This is a genomic window from Sphingomonas sp. BK069, from assembly GCF_014193405.1.
Taxonomy (GTDB): domain Bacteria; phylum Pseudomonadota; class Alphaproteobacteria; order Sphingomonadales; family Sphingomonadaceae; genus Sphingomonas.
The window spans coordinates 461669-476938 of the sequence record NZ_JACHZH010000003.1; the positions used below are offsets into that span (position 1 = coordinate 461669).

The following is a 15270-nucleotide window of genomic DNA, read 5'->3' on the forward strand; positions in this document are numbered from 1 at the left end:
GCTCCCTTCCCGCGAGCAGGTGCGCGATGATCCCCGCCCCCTATCTGCTGTACCTCGGCCATTCCGACGACGCCGTCGGGATCAAGACCTCGCGCGGGCTCGCCGCCTTTCGCCGCGACGATTGCGTCGGCGAGTGGCGCCACGACGACTGCCCGCTGACGCTCGGCCTGCCGCGGCTCGACCCGGCAGCGGCCCGTGCGGCGGGCGCGCGCACGCTGGTGCTGGGCATCGCAAATGCCGGCGGCACGCTCGCGCCCGAGCTGATCGAGGACGCGCTCGCCGCGATCGCGGCGGGGCTGCACGTCGCCGCGGGGCTCCACCAGCGGCTGCGGGATCACCCGCGGCTGGTCGCGGCGGCGGCGGCGGCGGGGGTCGAGCTGCACGACGTGCGCGATCCGCCGCGCGACCTGCGCGTCGGCGACGGCAAGCGCCGCGCCGGCAAGCGGCTGCTCACCGTCGGCACCGACTGCTCGGTCGGCAAGATGTACGCCACGCTCTGCCTGCGCGACGAGCTGCGCGCGCGCGGTATCACGGCCGACTTCCGCGCCACCGGCCAGACCGGCATCCTGATCGCGGGTGAGGGCGTGCCGGTCGACGCGGTGGTGGCGGACTTCATCAGCGGCGCGATCGAGGCGCTGGCGCCCGCGCGCACGGACGACGGCTGGGACCTGATCGAGGGGCAGGGCTCGCTGTTCCACCCGTCGTTCGCCGGCGTGTCGACCGGGCTGCTCCACGGCGCGCAGCCCGCCGCGCTGCTGCTGTGTCACGATCCGTCGCGCGCGCACATGCGCGGCCTGCCGCATTATGCGCTGCCGGCGCTCGAGGAGTGTCTCGCCGCCAATCTCGCGGTGGCGCGGCTGACCAGCCCTGACGTGCGCGCGGTCGGGGTCGCACTCAACACTGCGGCGCTCGACGAGGCGGCGGCGCAGCGGCTCTGCGAAGACATTGCCGCGCGGCTGGCCTTGCCGTGCACCGACCCCTATCGTCTCGGCGCTTCGCCGATCGCCGACGAGATGCTCGCATGTTTCGCACCCTGACCGCCCGCCACGACTCCTACCGGCTGCGCGCGCCGTTCCGCATCGCGCGCGGCAGCAAGAACGCGGCCGAGGTGGTGACGGTGACGGTGACGCAGGGCGCGCACGTGGGCCGCGGTGAGGGCGTTCCCTACGCGCGCTACGGCGAGACGATCGCGGACTCGCTCGCCGCGCTGGCCCGGGCGGCGCCGCTGGTAGAAGGCGGTGCGGGCCGCGACGAACTGACTCGTACGCTGCCGCCCGGCGCGGCGCGCAACGCGCTCGACGCCGCTCTGTGGGACCTGGAGGCGCGCGTCGCGGGCAGCAGCGTGGCGGCACTCGCCGGGGTCGCGACGGCGGCGCCGGTCGCCTCGGCGATCACGATCGCGATCGACGAACCCGCGGCGATGGCGGCGGTGGCGGCGCGGCACGCGCGCGCGCCGCTGCTCAAGGTCAAGGTCGACCGCGCCGCGCCCGAGGCGCAGATCGCCGCGGTGCGCGCCGCCGCGCCCGACGCGCGGCTGATCGTCGACCCCAACGAGAGCTGGGGCGCCGCCGACCTCGCCGGGCTCGACGCCTTCCTGGTGGCCCAGCGCGTCGACCTGCTCGAGCAGCCGCTCCCCGCGGGGGAGGACGAGGCATTGTCCGCGCGGCGGCCGAGCGTGCCGGTGTGCGCCGACGAGTCGCTGCACACGATCGACGATCTCGATCGGCTCGCCGGCCGCTACACCCACGTCAACGTCAAGCTCGACAAGGCGGGGGGGCTCACCGCCGCGCTGGCGCTGGCGCGTGCGGCCGAGGCGCGCGGCTTCGGGCTGATGGTGGGCTGCATGGTATGCTCGTCGCTTGGGATCGCGCCCGCGCTGCTGCTCGCCGGCGACGCGGCCTTCGTCGACCTGGACGGACCCTTGTGGCTGGCGAAGGACTATCCCGACGGGGTGAGCGACTCCGACGGCCTCCTGTCGCCGCCAGCGGCGGGGTTCTGGGGTGGCGCGTGAGGAGCGGCGGCCGGGATCGAGAGCGCCCGCGCGCGTGAGCGTCGCACGCGCTTCCGACCAGCCTCGCCCATGACCGCGCGCTGGTTCGCCGTCCCGCTGTGGCAGCGCGTCCTAGGCGGCCTGGCGCTCGGCGTGCTGCTCGGCGCGCTCTGGCCCGAGGGCGCCGCCGCGATCCGGCTGGTCGGCGAGCTGTTCGTGCGGCTCATCCGCATGCTCGTGGTGCCCGTCGTGCTCGTCACCATCGCCGCGGGGATCGCCGCGCTCGGCGACCCGCGTCGGCTCGGGCCGATCGGCGGTCGTGCCGTCGGCTGGTTCGCCGTCACGACGCTGGTGGCGGTCGCGCTCGGCATGGCCTGCGGGCTGCTGCTGCGGCCCGGCGCGGGTGTGCGTTTCGCCGGTGTGGCGCCGCACGCGCTCGGCATGCCGCCGACGCCGGCCGAGCAGCTGCTCGCGATCGTGCCGACCAACATCGTCGAGGCGCTGGCGCGCGGCGACATGCTCGCGATCATCCTCGTCGCGGTGCTGCTCGGCACCGGCAGCGTCGTCGCGGGCGACGCGGGGCGGCCGGTGACCGCCTTGCTCCAGGGGCTCGCCGCGGTGCTGCTCCAGGTCGTGCGCGGGGTGATGGAGCTGACCCCCTTCGGTGTCGCCGCGCTGGTCGCCAATGCGGTGGCGAGCGGCGGGGCGGCGGTGTTCGTCCATGTCGGCTGGCTCGCGCTCGCGGTGGTGCTCGGCTCGCTGGTGCAGATCGCCGTCCACGCCGCGCTGCTCCGCCTCGTCGCCCGGCGCGGCGTGGCGCGCTTCTTCCGCGGCAGCGCCGACGCGCTGGTCGTCGCTTTCTCCACCGCCTCCTCCTCCGCCACACTGCCGGTGGCGCTGCGTGTGGCCACCGACCGGCTCGGGATCGAGCGCGCGATCGCGGGCACGGTGCTGCCGCTCGGCGCGAGCGTCGGCAAGGACGGCACCGCGCTCTACGTCGGGCTGCTCGGCCAGTTCGCGCTCCAGTCGCTCGGCGTGGTGCCCGACACGACGATGCTGGTGGTGATGTGGCTGACCGGCGCGCTCGCCGCCTTCGGCACCGCGCCGGTGCCGTCGGCGTCATTGTTCATGCTCGCCGCGATGCTCTCCGCGGTAGGGGTGAGCGCGGAGCAGACCGCGCTGGTGGTCGGGCTGGTGCTGCCGTTCGACCGGCTGCTCGACATGACGCGCACGGTGCCCTCCGCCTCGGCCAATCTCACCGTCACCGCCTTGGTCGCGCGCGCCGAGGAACGCGCCGCGCTGGCCGCGCCGCCCCCCGCGGGCTAGACGGCATGTCGATGAATCTGCGGCATATCGAGATCTTCCACGCGGTCTATGTCAACGGCTCGGTCAGTGCGGCGGCGCGCGCGCTGGCGGTGTCGCAGCCGTCGGTGTCGAAGACGCTGCGCCACGCCGAGTCGCTGCTCGGCTTTGAGCTGTTCCAGCGGGTCAGCGGCCGGCTGGTGCCGACCGAGGACGCGCACGCGTTGTTCGGTGACGTGGCGGAGATCCAGGACCGCGTCCGCGCGTTGCGCGAGGCGGGGCGCAACCTGCGCGCCGGCGCGGGGACGACGCTGCGGATCTCGGCGCTGCCGAGCCTGGCGCTGGGCGTGCTGCCGATCGCGGTGGCGCGCTTCCTGCGCCGCCACCCGCGCGCGCGCTTCGACCTCCAGACCGTCCACCACGACGACCTGCTGCGCAAGCTCTACGAGCGCGAGTGCGATATCGCGATCGCCAACGAGGTGCCGCGCGGCGCGCCGCTGGGTCAGAGCTGGCTCGGCGAGGGCGAACTGGTGGTGCTGTACCGCGAGCACGACCTGCCCGCCGCGCCGCCGCGGATCGAGCTGGCGCGGATCGCGGGCCATCCCTTCATCACGCTGGCGGCGAGCGGGCCGATCGGTCGGCTGTTCACCGACGAGCTCGAGCGGCTCGGGCTTGAGCTCGACGACATCGCCTCCGCGCGCACCTTCTACATCGCCGCCGCGCTGGTGCGCGCGGGCGTGGGGCTGACCGTGGTGGACAATTTCACCGCCGACGCCGCCATGCAACCGGGGCTGGCGACGCGCTCGCTCAAGCCGCCGCTGACCTTCGACGTCCATGCCATCCACCTGCTCGACCGACCGCCCAGCGCACTGGCGGGCGAGTTCCTCGCGCTGTTGTCCGACGTGATCGAGGGGCGATGAGGCGCGCTTTGCTCGCGCTGGCGCTGCTCGCCGCCGCACCCGGCGAGCTGCCGCCGGGGACGCGGCTGGGGCTGCTGGTGGTCGACGCCGACGGGCGCGAGTTGGTCGCCGAGCGCGCCGACGAGCGCTTCGTCCCCGCCTCCAACGCCAAGCTCTTCACCGCCGCCGCGGCCTTCACCACGCTCGACACCGCTGCGCCCGACGTGGCGGGCGGCGCGACGGTCCGGCTCGAGGGGCACGACGTCGTGCTGGCGGGGCACGGCGACGCGCGGCTGTCGAGCGCACCCGACTGCCGCGTCGACTGCCTCGCCGACTTGGCGCGGGCGGTCGCGGCGCGCACCCGCGTCGTGCATGACGTGATCGGCGACGACACTGCCTTCCCGGACGAGCGCTGGCCCGCGGGAATGAGCTGGAACAACATGGCGGGGCGCTACGGCACCGCGATCTCGGCGCTGACGGTGGACGACGATGTCGTCGCGGTGACGGTGACGCCGGGCGCGCGCGACGGCGCCGCCGCGACGGTGAGCGGCGACGGTTACTATCGAGTCGAGTCGCGCGTCGTCACGGGCGGTGCGCGGGCGTCGTTCGGCGCGACCCGCCTGCCGGGCAGCGACCTGCTCCGCGTCGTCGGCACCGTTCCCGCGGGTGCGCCGACGACGCTGTCGGTCGCGGTCGACGATCCCGCGCACCGCGCGGCGTGGCGGCTCGCGGCGCTCCTGCGTGCGGCAGGGGTGCGCGTCACCGGGCGCGTGGTGGTGCGGCATCGTCCGCTCTCCGACGCCGACGATCCGGCACGACGCGGCGGCGCGCCCGTCGCGCGAGTGTCCGAACCCACCGTGCTCGCGCGGCTGACACCGCCGCCGCTCGCCGAGGACCTGCGCGCGACGATGAAGGCGAGCCAGAACCTCCACGCCGAGCTGCTGCTGCGCCGCGTCGGCGCGGTGCGCGGCAGCGGCTCGGTGGCGGACGGGCATGCCGCGGTGCGCGCCTTGCTCGACCGCGCCGGCGTGGCGCGCGCCGCGGCCGAGTTCGCCGACGGCTCGGGCATGTCCAATTACGACCGGATCACCCCGCGCGCGGCGGTGGCGCTGCTGCGCTGGACGCAGGCGCAGCCCTGGGGCGCGGCGTTCCGCGACACGCTGCCGGTCGGCGCGGTCGACGGCACGCTGGCGCGGCGTTTCGCGGGCACGCCGCTGGCAGGTAAGGTGTTCGCCAAGACGGGATCGCTCAACGCGGCCAATGCGCTCTCCGGCTTCATCGTCGCGGCGAGCGGGCGGACGCTGATCTTCTCCGCGCTCGCCAACGACATGGCCGACGACGCCTCGGCGACGCGCGCGATCGATCGCGCGCTGGTGGAGATCGCGGCGCGAAACTGAACGGAGCGCGTGCCGGCGCGACAGTCGGTTACACTTTCACGCGGGCGCTGGCACACTTTCGCGAAGGAGACGGCCTATCTCTCTCATCACCTGGCCGCGACGCCGCGGCCGAGTGAAAAGGAGCGTGACATGAACCGTCTCAAGACCGTGATCGCCGGGCTCGGGCTCGCCGCCGTGGTGGTGCCGGGGATCGCCAGCGCGGTGCCGTGGCAGTCGATCAACCAGCGCCAGGCGCGGCTCGACCAGCGCATCGACCAGGGCATCCGCTCGGGCGCGCTCAACCGCAACGAGGCGCGCCGGCTGCGGCAGGAGTCGCGCCAGCTCGCCGCGCTCGAGGGCCGCTATCGCCGCGACGGGTTGTCGGCGTCGGAGCGCCGCGACCTCGACCGCCGCTTTGACGCGCTGAGCGCGCGGGTGCGCTACGACAAGCACGACCGGCGCCACTATCGCTGAGCATGAGAGGCCCGCTTCCCGATGACGGGGAGGGCCTCTCACACTCTCCGCCACTCCTCGTCATCCCGGCCTTGAGCCGGAATCCATCTCTCCGCGTTCGCCCCAGCCGGTGGGTATGCGGCGGCATGGATCCCGGCGCGAGGCCGGGGGTTGGGGGCTGCTGTCGACTCCTACGAGCGTCTTCCCACCTGCACCCCGGTCTTCGCTGGGGATCACCCAGGAAGCAACGCGCCGCTCTACTTTCCCTTCAGCAGCGCGTCGTCGATGTCGTTGGCGCGCTGCCACGCCGGGCGCGCGCGGACGCGGTCGAGATAGGCCATGAAGGTCTCGCGCGGCTCGAGCAGGCCGAAGCCGGTGAAGAACCCTACCGCGCTCCCCACGAACACGTCCGCCGCGGTGAAGCGGTCGCCCGCGACATAGTCGCGCCCTTCCAGCGCGCGCTCGAACGCGTCGACCGCGCGCGCGAAGCTGGCATAGCCCACCATCCCCTCACGATCGGGCGGCACCTGCACGCCCAGCGCCTTGTCGACCATCGCCGCCTCGAACGGCCCCGAGGTGAAGAACAGCCAGCGATAATAGGCCGCGCGCTCGTCGCCGCGCGGCGCCAGTTCGGCCTCGGGGAAAGCCTCCGCGAGATAGGCGCAGATCGCCGCGGCCTCGCTCACCACCTGATCGTCATGGACGATCACCGGCACCTTGCCGAGCGGGTTGGCCTCGAGCAGCGCCGCGGGCTTCTTGTCGAAATTGATCACCACTGAGTCGTAGGGAGCGCCGATCTCCTCGAGCATCCAGCGCGCGCTGCGGCTGCGCGACCGCGGGTGGGTGAAGAAGGTGAGCGTCATCGGTCAGGTGTCCAGATGCTGGTGGAGGAAGGCGGTGGTGCGCTGCCAGGCGAGATCGGCTGCGGCCTTGTCGTAGCGCTCCGCCGAGGTGTCGTTGTTGAAGGCATGGTCGACCCCAGGGTAGGTGAAGGCCTCGAACGGCTTGCCGGCGGCGCGCAGCGCGGCGACCCAGGGCTCGGCGGTCTGCGCCACGCGTGTGTCCTTGCCGGCGTAATGGAGCAGCAGCGGCACCTGGAGCTTGGCCGCCTCGGCGGGGTCCGGGGCAGGACCGTAGTAGCTCACCCCCGCCGCCAGCGCCGGCCCGGCGGCGAGCGCGACCCGGTCGACCAGCGCGCCGCCCCAGCAGAAGCCGACGGTGCCGACCTTGCCGTTGCCGCTGGCGCGCTGGCCGAGCCGCTTCACCACCGCCACCGCGGTGGTGATCGTCGCGTCATAGTCGAGCCGGCCGATCAGCTCGCGCGCCTTGTCCTCGTCCGCCGGCGTGCCGCCCGCGCTGGACAGGAAATCGGGCGCGAGCGCGAAGAAGCCGGCGAGCGCGATGCGGCGCGCGACGTCCTCGATGTGCGGCTGGAGCCCGCGGTTCTCGTGGATCACCATCACCGCGCCAAGCTTGCCCGCGGCCTTGCGCGGCGCGGCGAAGTAACCGGTGACGCTGCTGCCGTCGGCGAGCTTGAAACCGCCCTTGCGCGTGATCAGCCGCTTGTCCGCGGGATCGACCTGCGCGGCCGCGGCCGGGCTGGCGGCGATGCCAAGGATCAGCGCCTCCGCCGCCGCGGCCGAGCCGGCCAGCGCGGTCATCTGGCGCAGCAAGGTGCGGCGATCGCGATGCTCGTGGGTGAAGTCGTCGTACAGCCGCACCGCGGCGTCGCGCAACCCAGGGTCGTTCCGGTCCATCGCCCACTCCCGTGATTCGTCGCTTCTCGGGCGCGAGCCTAGCGGGGCGGGGGCAGCGGGGCCATGCGCGAGTGGCCCCGTATCGTCTCAGCGCGTCTGCATTCGGATGCCGATCCGGAAGGCGCGGCCGAGCAGGTCGCTGTAGGTGCTGTTCGCTGCCAGGCCCGTCTCGGGCAGCAGCAGCGGCCAGCGATCGAAAACGTTGGTCACGTTGATGAACAGCTGCGCCTCGGCGCCCGCCATCGGCACCTTGGCGGTGAGGTTGAGGTCGGCGTAGAACAGCCCGGAGACGTGGTTGTCATCATAGGTCGGGAACTGCGTCGTCGAGAGCGGGCAGGTCGTCTGGCACTCGATCCCGTTGGCGGCGTAGCGGCCCGCACTCACCCCGCGTCCGATCCCGGTGACCGAGAAGCCCGGCCCGTCATAGCCGGCGCTGACACGGTAGAGCCAGGTCGGCGTGCTCGCCTGGCCGCCGTTCACGCCGACCGAGTTGAGCACCACCTGACCCGGCACGCCGGTATCGAGCAGATTGTCGATGTAGCGTGTCGCCACGCCGCGCAGCGTTACCGCGCCGGGTGCGGAGACGCCGAGCGAGTCGAGCGCGACGCGATAGGAGGCGTCGATGTCGACCCCGCGGACGAGCTGACGGGCGGCGTTGAACGGTTGCGTGCGGAACAGCAGGTACGGCTGCGTCGGCGTCGAGCGCACCGGGTCCTGCGCGAAGGCGCCGCAGAACTGCTGCTGCCCCTGCTGGCACAGGTCGATGATGTTCTGCGCGCTGAAGCTGCTGATCGCGTCGTCGACGTCGATGCGGAAATAGTCGACCGACAGGTTGAGGCCCGGTACCCAGCGCGGCGTCAGCACCACCCCGGCGTTCCACGAATCGGCCTTCTCCGGGCGCAGGTTGAGGTTGCCGGTGGCGGTGGCGGAATAGCCGAAGCTGGCCGGGCCGTTGGCGCCGTCGCTGGTGTAGGCCGGGTTGCGCACCGAGTCGCTGTTGGCCGCGCCGGCCTGGAACAGTTCGTTGAGGTTGGGCGCGCGGATATCGCGCGAGCGCGTGACGCGGAAGCGGATGTCCTCGATCGGCCGCCACGTCGCGCCCGCCTTCCACGTCGTGACGTACCCGGCGGTGGAATAGCGCGTCGCGCGCGCGGCGCCGTTGAGCTCCAGGCCGAGCCCGAGCGGCACCACCGTCTCGAGATAAGCCTCCTTCACGTCGTAGCTGCCGTTGGTGGGCAGGTAGTTGCCGACCGACCAGGCATTGGCGGTGCTGGTCTGCGTGACCACGGGCTGGAACTCGGCCGGGACGAAGCCGGTGATCTTCTCGCGGCGATATTCAGCGCCGAGCGCGAGGCTGACGTCGCCCGCCCAGGTGGCAAACGGATTGAACGCGACGTTGGCGCCGGTGACCCATTGCTCCACCGTCTCGTCGCGATAGGGATCGCCGAGGACGAAGCGCACCGCCGCGGGATCGGCGACGCCGACGCCGAGCCGGTTGAGCGGCACGCAGCCCGGCGCGTCGTTGGCGGGGTTGGCGTCGGTGTTGACGCGGCAGGCGATCGTGCCGCCGGCGAAGACCGCGTCGGTCGCGGCGTTCATGCGCGCCAGGTTCATGACGTTGCGCAACTGCTCGCGCAGGTCGGCGCGGCCGTACTGCCCGTAGACGTTCCAGGTCGCCGGGCGGCCGAACGCCTCGGTCTTGCCCTCCGCCCCGATGACGTAGCGCTGCACCTCGCGGCGATTGTCGACCGCGCGGAACGGCAGGTCGGCCGAGGAGGTCGCGACCGTGACGGTGTTGATCCCGCTCAGCAGCGCTGGGCCGAGCGTATTCTGGAGGAAGGCGTTGTCGCGCTGGTAGGTGATGCCGGTCGAGAGGTTCGGGCCGGCGTTGAAGAACACGCGCTGGCGATTGTACGAGCCCTCGGCGAACAGCTCGATGCCGTCCGCCACCTCGAAGCCGGCGCGCGCGAACACGCCGTGACGGTCGTCTTCCGGGTCGAGTCCGATGCGGCGGCCGGTGTCGTTGACCTGCCAGTCGCCGCCCTGCGTCAGCGTCGGCGCCGCGCTGCCGCCGGGCGCGGGGAAGGTGAGCGCGCCGTAATTATACCGCTGCACCGCGCCGCCGGCCCCGAAATAATAGCCGCGCAGGCTGTTGGCGGTGCCCCCTGACGAAGCGGTGACGATTCCGCCCGGGGTCGAGTTGACCGCCCCCACCTGGCGGCGGATCAGGAATTGCGGGGTGGTGCTGGTCGCGGTCCAGCTCGGGTCCTGGATGCGGACATAGCCGGTCGCGTTCCAGTCGCGGTCGACCTGGAAGATGCCGTCGCGGTGCGCCAGCTCGGCGTTCACGACGAGGTGCCCGCGCCCGCCCGCGAAGCTGAGCCCGCCGGTGACCGCGAGCGAGTAATTATAGCCGTCGCCCTTGTCGGTCACGCCGCTGTCGGCGCTGACCTTGATCCCCTCGTACTCCTTGTCGAGCACGAAGTTGACGACACCCGCCACCGCGTCCGAGCCATAGGCCGCCGAGGCGCCGCCGGTGACGACCTCGACGCTCTTCACGAGCGCCTGCGGGATGGTGTTGACATCGACCAGCCCGGTGATGGTCGAGGCGACCGAGCGGCGACCGTCGAGCAGCACCAGCGTGCGCGTCTCGCCGAGGTTGCGCAGGTTGAGCGCGTTGATCCCGGCCTGGCCGCTGCTGAGGTTGAGTCGCGAGTTGGCCGGGCGGGTCGAGCCGGCGAGCGCGGGCAGCTGGTTGACGAAATCGGCGATGTTGTTGCTCGGCGAGCCGTTCTGGATCTCCTCCTGGCTCAGCACGGTTAGCGGGGTGGGCGCCTCGAAGCCGCTCCGCAGCACGCGCGAGCCGGTGACGACCACGTCGGCGCCGCCCTCCGGCGCGGCGGCCTCGGTCTGCGCCGTGGCGAGCTCGCCCGCGGGGGGCGTCTGCTCCGCGGGCGCGGTCTGCCCGGCCGCGGGGAGCGCGAGCGCCGCCAGCAGCGCGCCGCCGGCCCATCCCGCCAGGAGCGCGCCGCGTCCGATGTGCCGCCGTACTGTCATCTCTGCCCCCTATGACCCGTAAGGGCCGCTGCGTTCGGCCGGACCGCGCGGCCCGCCGTCGCCTCCTGCGCGACCCCCGCGGCCGCGGTCGTTCGAGCGCCGGGCATGTCGGGTATCGCTGCCGAAGGTGAAGCGGCGCGGCGGGAAGCGTCAAGCGCCTCGTCCTTTCGCAGCGTTGTGAGTGGCATAGACGTGGGGCATGGGCCTGCTGTGGCATGCTCGGGCGCGCGTGGGACATCGGGCGGCGTTCCGCGTCGACCGTGTTCCCGCGAACGCGGGAACCCAGCGCCAAGCAGAACAATGGCGCATGACGCGAGACGCTCCTGGGCTCCCGCATGCGCGGGAGCACGGACAGCTCCTTGCGCGGGCCAGACGCGCTACCGCGCCGCGAAACGCCATAGCCGCGACCTATGCCCCCCGCCATCGATCGCGTGTCGCGCTGCCTACCCAGCGCGTGTAGCGTCAGCCCGCTCGCCGCTGGCACGACAGGGAGACCCAATGCTCGACCGTCGCTCCTTCCTGCTTGGCAGCGCCGCGACGCTCGCGCTCGCTCCGGCGTGGCGTGCCCGCGCGCAGGCCGCGCCATCGTCGACCCACACCCCCGCGGCGGGTCTCACCGCTCCGGTCGAGATCGTCGACGACGTCTACGGCGTGCCGCATATCCGCGCTGAGACCATCCCCGACGCCTTCTTCGGCCAGGGCTATGTCGTCGCGCGCGACCGTCTCTTCCAGATCGACCTCGCGCACCGCCGCGAGCTCGGCCGGCTCGCCGAGGCGTTCGGCGCCGACTTCGCGCCACACGACGCCACCGCGCGGCTGTTCCACTATCGCGGCGACCTCGCCGCCGAGCTCGCCCGGATCCCCGCCGCGGTGCTGGCCTGCGCGCGCGCCTATGTCGCCGGCATCAACGCGCGCGTCGTCGAGGTCACCGCGGATGGGGCGCTGCTGCCGCCCGAATACGCGATCCTCGGCGTCACGCCGCTGCGCTGGGACGTGCGCGACTTCGTGCTCGCGCGCGGCGCGTCGGCGGGCAACACCGACGACGAGCTGCGCCGCGCGCAGCTCGCCGCGCTCGGTCGGCTCGATCTCGACGCGATCATGGCGCCGCTTCGCCCCGCCGCGGTGCTGCGCGTGCCCGAGGGGCTCGACGTCGCCGCGGTGAGCGACGACGATCTCAGCGCGCTCAATCTCGGCGGCCTGCCCTTCGGCCCTGACACGCCGACGCGCGGCGAGCGGCTCGACGCCGCCAACGCGGGCAGCAACGCCTGGACGATCGCGCCCTCGCGCAGCGCCACCGGACGCGCGATCCTCGCCAACGACCCGCACCTCGGACTCGGCGGCTTCGGCCCGCGCCACGTCGCGCATCTCAGCGCGCCCGGGCTCGACGTGATCGGTGGTGGCGCGCCCGGCCTGCCCGGGATCATGCAGGGTCATACCGACCGGTTCGCCTTCGGCCGCACCAACTTTCACATTGATCAGGAGGACCTGTTCGTCCTCGAGCTCCACCCGAGCGACCCCGAGCGCTACCGCCACGCCGGCGCGTGGAAGGCGTTCGACACGCGCGCAGTGACGATCCCGGTCAAGGGCGCCCCGCCGCACCGCGCGACGCTGCGCCACTCGGTCCACGGCCCGGTAGTGAGCCACGATCCGGCGAAGCGCCGCGCCACCGCGCTCGCCTCGATCGCGATGCAGCCGGGCGCGAGCGGCGCCTTCGCGATGATCGCGATCAATCTCGCGCGCGACTGGCAGGGGCTCAAGGAGGCGTTCACGCTGCATCCCTCGCCGACCAACTTCCACTACGCCGACGTGGCAGGGAACCACGGCTGGCAGGTGATCGGCTTCGTGCCGCAGCGCCGGCGGGGCGACGGGCTGCTGCCGGTGCCGGGCGACGGCCGCTACGACTGGACCGGCTATCGCGATTATCGCGTCCTGCCGAGCGTCTACAACCCGCCCGCCGGCTGGTTCGCCTCCGCCAACCAAAACAATCTCCCCGCCGGCTGGCCGCGTGACCGCGTGCCCGCGCACTCCTTCCGCGATCCCTATCGCTACGAGCGCATCGCCGCGGTGCTTGCCGCGCAACCGCGCCACACGCTCGCCGACAGCGTGGCGCTCCAGCACGACACGCTCTCCGCGCCGGCACGGCAGCTGCTCGCGCTGCTGCCCACAGGAGGGTCGCCGGCCGCGACGCTGCTGCGCGGCTGGGACGCGCGCGTCGACGGCGACAGCGCCGCCGCGGCGTTGTTCGAGATCCTGTGGCGTGAGCTCGGCCAGCGCCTGCTCGCCGCGCTCGTGCCCGCGCGCGCGCGCCATCTCGTCACCGAGATCGCGCCCTCGGTGCTGCTCGACCTGCTCGCGCGGCCCGACCAGCGGCTCGGTGCCGCCCCGGTCGCGGCACGCGACGCACTGCTCGCCGCCGCGCTGGCGAGCGCCTGGGACCGGGCGGTCGTGCTGATGGGGCCCGACGCGCGGACGTGGCGCTGGGACCGGCTCCATCGCGTGACGATCCGCCACCCGCTATCGCGCATCCCCGCGATCGCCGCGGCCTTCCCGGTGATCGAGGGAGGCGGTTCGGGCGGGGACGGCTATACCGTGATGGCGCGCTGGCTCGGCGACGGGCCGGACTGGCGCACGCGTGGCGGGGCGAGCTATCTCCAGGTGATCGACGTCGGGGGATGGGACCGCTCGCTGATGCTGAACCTGCCCGGCCAGTCGAACGCGCCGGCCTCGCCGCACTACCGCGACCAGTACGCGCCCTGGATCGCGGCGCGCATGCTACCGATGCTGTTCGGGCGTGCCGCGGTCGACGCGCAGGTCGCCACGCGGCGGACGCTGCTGCCCGCGGGGGCGCGGTGAGGCGCGCGCTGCTCGCGCTGCTGCTGGTCGGCGCGGCACCCGCGGTGGCGCCGGCGCTGCCCGACGTCGCGATCCGCGGTGGCACGGTCTACACCGGCGCCGACGCGCCGCCCTTCCGCGGCGACGTCGAGGTGACCGGTGACCGGATCAGCTATGTCGGCCCGTCGCGGCGTGGCGCGGCGCGGCGCGTGATCGACGCGCGCGGCAAACTGGTGACGCCGGGGCTGATCGACGCGCACACGCATCCGGACACCTACCTGCGCTCGCCCGACGCCGCGGTCCGTACCAACGTCGCCTGGCTCGCGCAGGGCGTGACGACGATCGTCACCGGGGTTGACGGCTATGGCACGCCCGACGTCGTCGCCGACGCGCGCGCGCTCGCCGCCAAGGGGATCGGCACCAACACCGTGCCTTTCGTCGGCTTCGGCGCGGTGCGGCGCCGGGTGCTGGGCGCGTCGGCACGCGCGCCCGACGCCGACGAGCTCGCCAAGATGCGCGCGCTGGTGGCAGGCGCGATGTGCCAGGGCGCGGCCGGCTTTTCGACCGGGCTGTTCTACGCACCGCAGCGTTACGCCAGCACCGAGGAGGTGATCGCGGTGGCGCGCGAGGCGGGATCGCGCGGCGGCCTATACGACACGCACCAGCGCGACGAATCGGACTATTCGATCGGGCTGATGGCCTCGACCCGTGAGGCGCTGCGAATCGGGCGCGAGGCGGCGATGCCGGTGCATATCGCGCATCTCAAGGCGCTCGGCGTCGCGGTCCACGGCCAGGCGCCCGCGCTCGTCGCGCTGATCGAGGCGGCGCGGCGCGCGGGGCAGGACGTCACCGCGGACCAATATCCGTGGCTCGCCTCGGGCTCGGCGGTGGACGCCGCGCTGGTGCCGGGCTGGGCGCTCGACGGCGGCTACCGCGCCATGATCGCGCGCCTCGCCGATCCCGCGGCGATGGCGCGGATCCGGCCCGAGATGCAGGCCAACCTGCGCCGGCGCGGCGGCGCGGCCTCGCTGCTGCTGACCAGCGCGGGCCAGCCTTGGACCGGGCGGACGCTCGCGCAGGTGGCGGCGGCGTGGCGGGTCGACCCGATCGACGCCGCGCTCCGCATCCTGCGCGTGCCCAACGCCGCGCGCACCGATCCCGCGGGAGCGGCGGTGGCGAGCTTCAACATGGTCGACCGCGACGTCGACCTCATCATGCGCCAGCCCTGGGTGGTGACCAGCTCGGACGGGTCGGACGGCCACCCGCGCCAGTTCGCCACCTTCCCGCGGAAATATCAGGCCTATGTCCGCCAGCGCCGCGTGATCACCCTGGCCGACTTCGTGCGGCGCTCGACCGCGGCGACCGCCGACATCTACCGGCTGGCGGGACGCGGCTATCTGCGCGCTGGCTATGCCGCGGACGTCGCGGTGATCGATCCGGCGCGCTACGCGCCTCGCGCCGATTACCTCCATCCGCGCGTGCCCAGCGCAGGCGTCGCCGCGGTGCTGGTCAACGGGCGCGTGGCGCTGCTGAACGGCAGGGCGACCGGCGCGCTCGCCGGGCGCGTGCTGCTGCGCGCGCCGCCGCGCGGCTGCTGACCCGGC

The 15270-nt window shown here is 73.3% G+C and carries 11 protein-coding genes; 8 read left to right on the top strand and 3 right to left on the bottom strand.

From position 1 onward, the window contains the following. The first annotated feature begins 26 nt into the window (after positions 1–26). The 6 genes from dgcN (at position 27) to FHY02_RS13485 (ending at position 6041) form a co-directional block, all read left to right on the top strand. Entirely contained in the window at positions 27–1037 is a 1011-nt protein-coding gene (gene dgcN, locus FHY02_RS13460) for an N-acetyltransferase DgcN (protein ID WP_183922861.1), read from the top strand. Continuing rightward, the gene (dgcA, locus tag FHY02_RS13465) at positions 1022–2011 is read left to right on the top strand and encodes an N-acetyl-D-Glu racemase DgcA (RefSeq protein WP_183922863.1); all 990 of its coding nucleotides are present in this window, start codon (positions 1022–1024) and stop codon (positions 2009–2011) included. The genes dgcN and dgcA overlap by 16 nt, the downstream gene beginning before the upstream one ends. A 69-nt stretch (positions 2012–2080) precedes the next feature. Continuing rightward, on the top strand, positions 2081–3316 hold the full coding sequence (locus FHY02_RS13470; RefSeq protein ID WP_183922865.1) for a dicarboxylate/amino acid:cation symporter: 1236 nt from the start codon (positions 2081–2083) through the stop codon (positions 3314–3316). 11 nt (positions 3317–3327) lie between these two features. Further along, the gene (locus FHY02_RS13475) at positions 3328–4212 is read left to right on the top strand and encodes a LysR family transcriptional regulator (RefSeq protein WP_132908869.1); all 885 of its coding nucleotides are present in this window, start codon (positions 3328–3330) and stop codon (positions 4210–4212) included. Beyond that, complete coding sequence (gene dacB, locus FHY02_RS13480) at positions 4209–5588, top strand: D-alanyl-D-alanine carboxypeptidase/D-alanyl-D-alanine-endopeptidase (protein ID WP_183922867.1); 1380 nt, start codon at positions 4209–4211, stop codon at positions 5586–5588. Before FHY02_RS13475 ends, dacB begins: the two co-directional genes overlap by 4 nt. 129 nt (positions 5589–5717) lie before the next feature. Next, complete coding sequence (locus FHY02_RS13485; RefSeq protein ID WP_183922869.1) at positions 5718–6041, top strand: hypothetical protein; 324 nt, start codon at positions 5718–5720, stop codon at positions 6039–6041. 236 nt (positions 6042–6277) lie between these two features. Here the strand turns inward: FHY02_RS13485 and FHY02_RS13490 are convergent, their stop codons facing one another. The 3 genes from FHY02_RS13490 to FHY02_RS13500 form a co-directional block, all read right to left on the bottom strand. Further along, positions 6278–6883 carry a glutathione S-transferase family protein gene (locus FHY02_RS13490; RefSeq protein ID WP_183922871.1) on the bottom strand — a complete coding sequence of 202 codons (606 nt, stop codon included), beginning with the start codon at positions 6881–6883 and terminating at the stop codon, positions 6278–6280. A gap of 3 nt (positions 6884–6886) precedes the next feature. Continuing rightward, positions 6887–7777, bottom strand: coding sequence for a dienelactone hydrolase family protein (locus tag FHY02_RS13495; RefSeq protein ID WP_183922873.1), 891 nt, complete (start codon positions 7775–7777; stop codon positions 6887–6889). An 87-nt stretch (positions 7778–7864) separates the two neighbouring features. Further along, a complete protein-coding gene (locus FHY02_RS13500; RefSeq protein ID WP_183922875.1) occupies positions 7865–10834 on the bottom strand; it encodes a TonB-dependent siderophore receptor in 2970 nt (989 codons plus the stop codon). Positions 10835–11332: 498 nt separating this feature from the next. Here FHY02_RS13500 and FHY02_RS13505 point away from each other — a divergent pair, with 498 nt between their 5' ends. Both FHY02_RS13505 and FHY02_RS13510 read left to right on the top strand, forming a co-directional pair. Continuing rightward, entirely contained in the window at positions 11333–13687 is a 2355-nt protein-coding gene (locus FHY02_RS13505; protein ID WP_183922877.1) for a penicillin acylase family protein, read from the top strand. After that, positions 13684–15264, top strand: coding sequence for an amidohydrolase family protein (locus tag FHY02_RS13510; RefSeq protein ID WP_183922879.1), 1581 nt, complete (start codon positions 13684–13686; stop codon positions 15262–15264). The genes FHY02_RS13505 and FHY02_RS13510 overlap by 4 nt, the downstream gene beginning before the upstream one ends. The last annotated feature ends 6 nt before the right edge of the window (positions 15265–15270 follow it).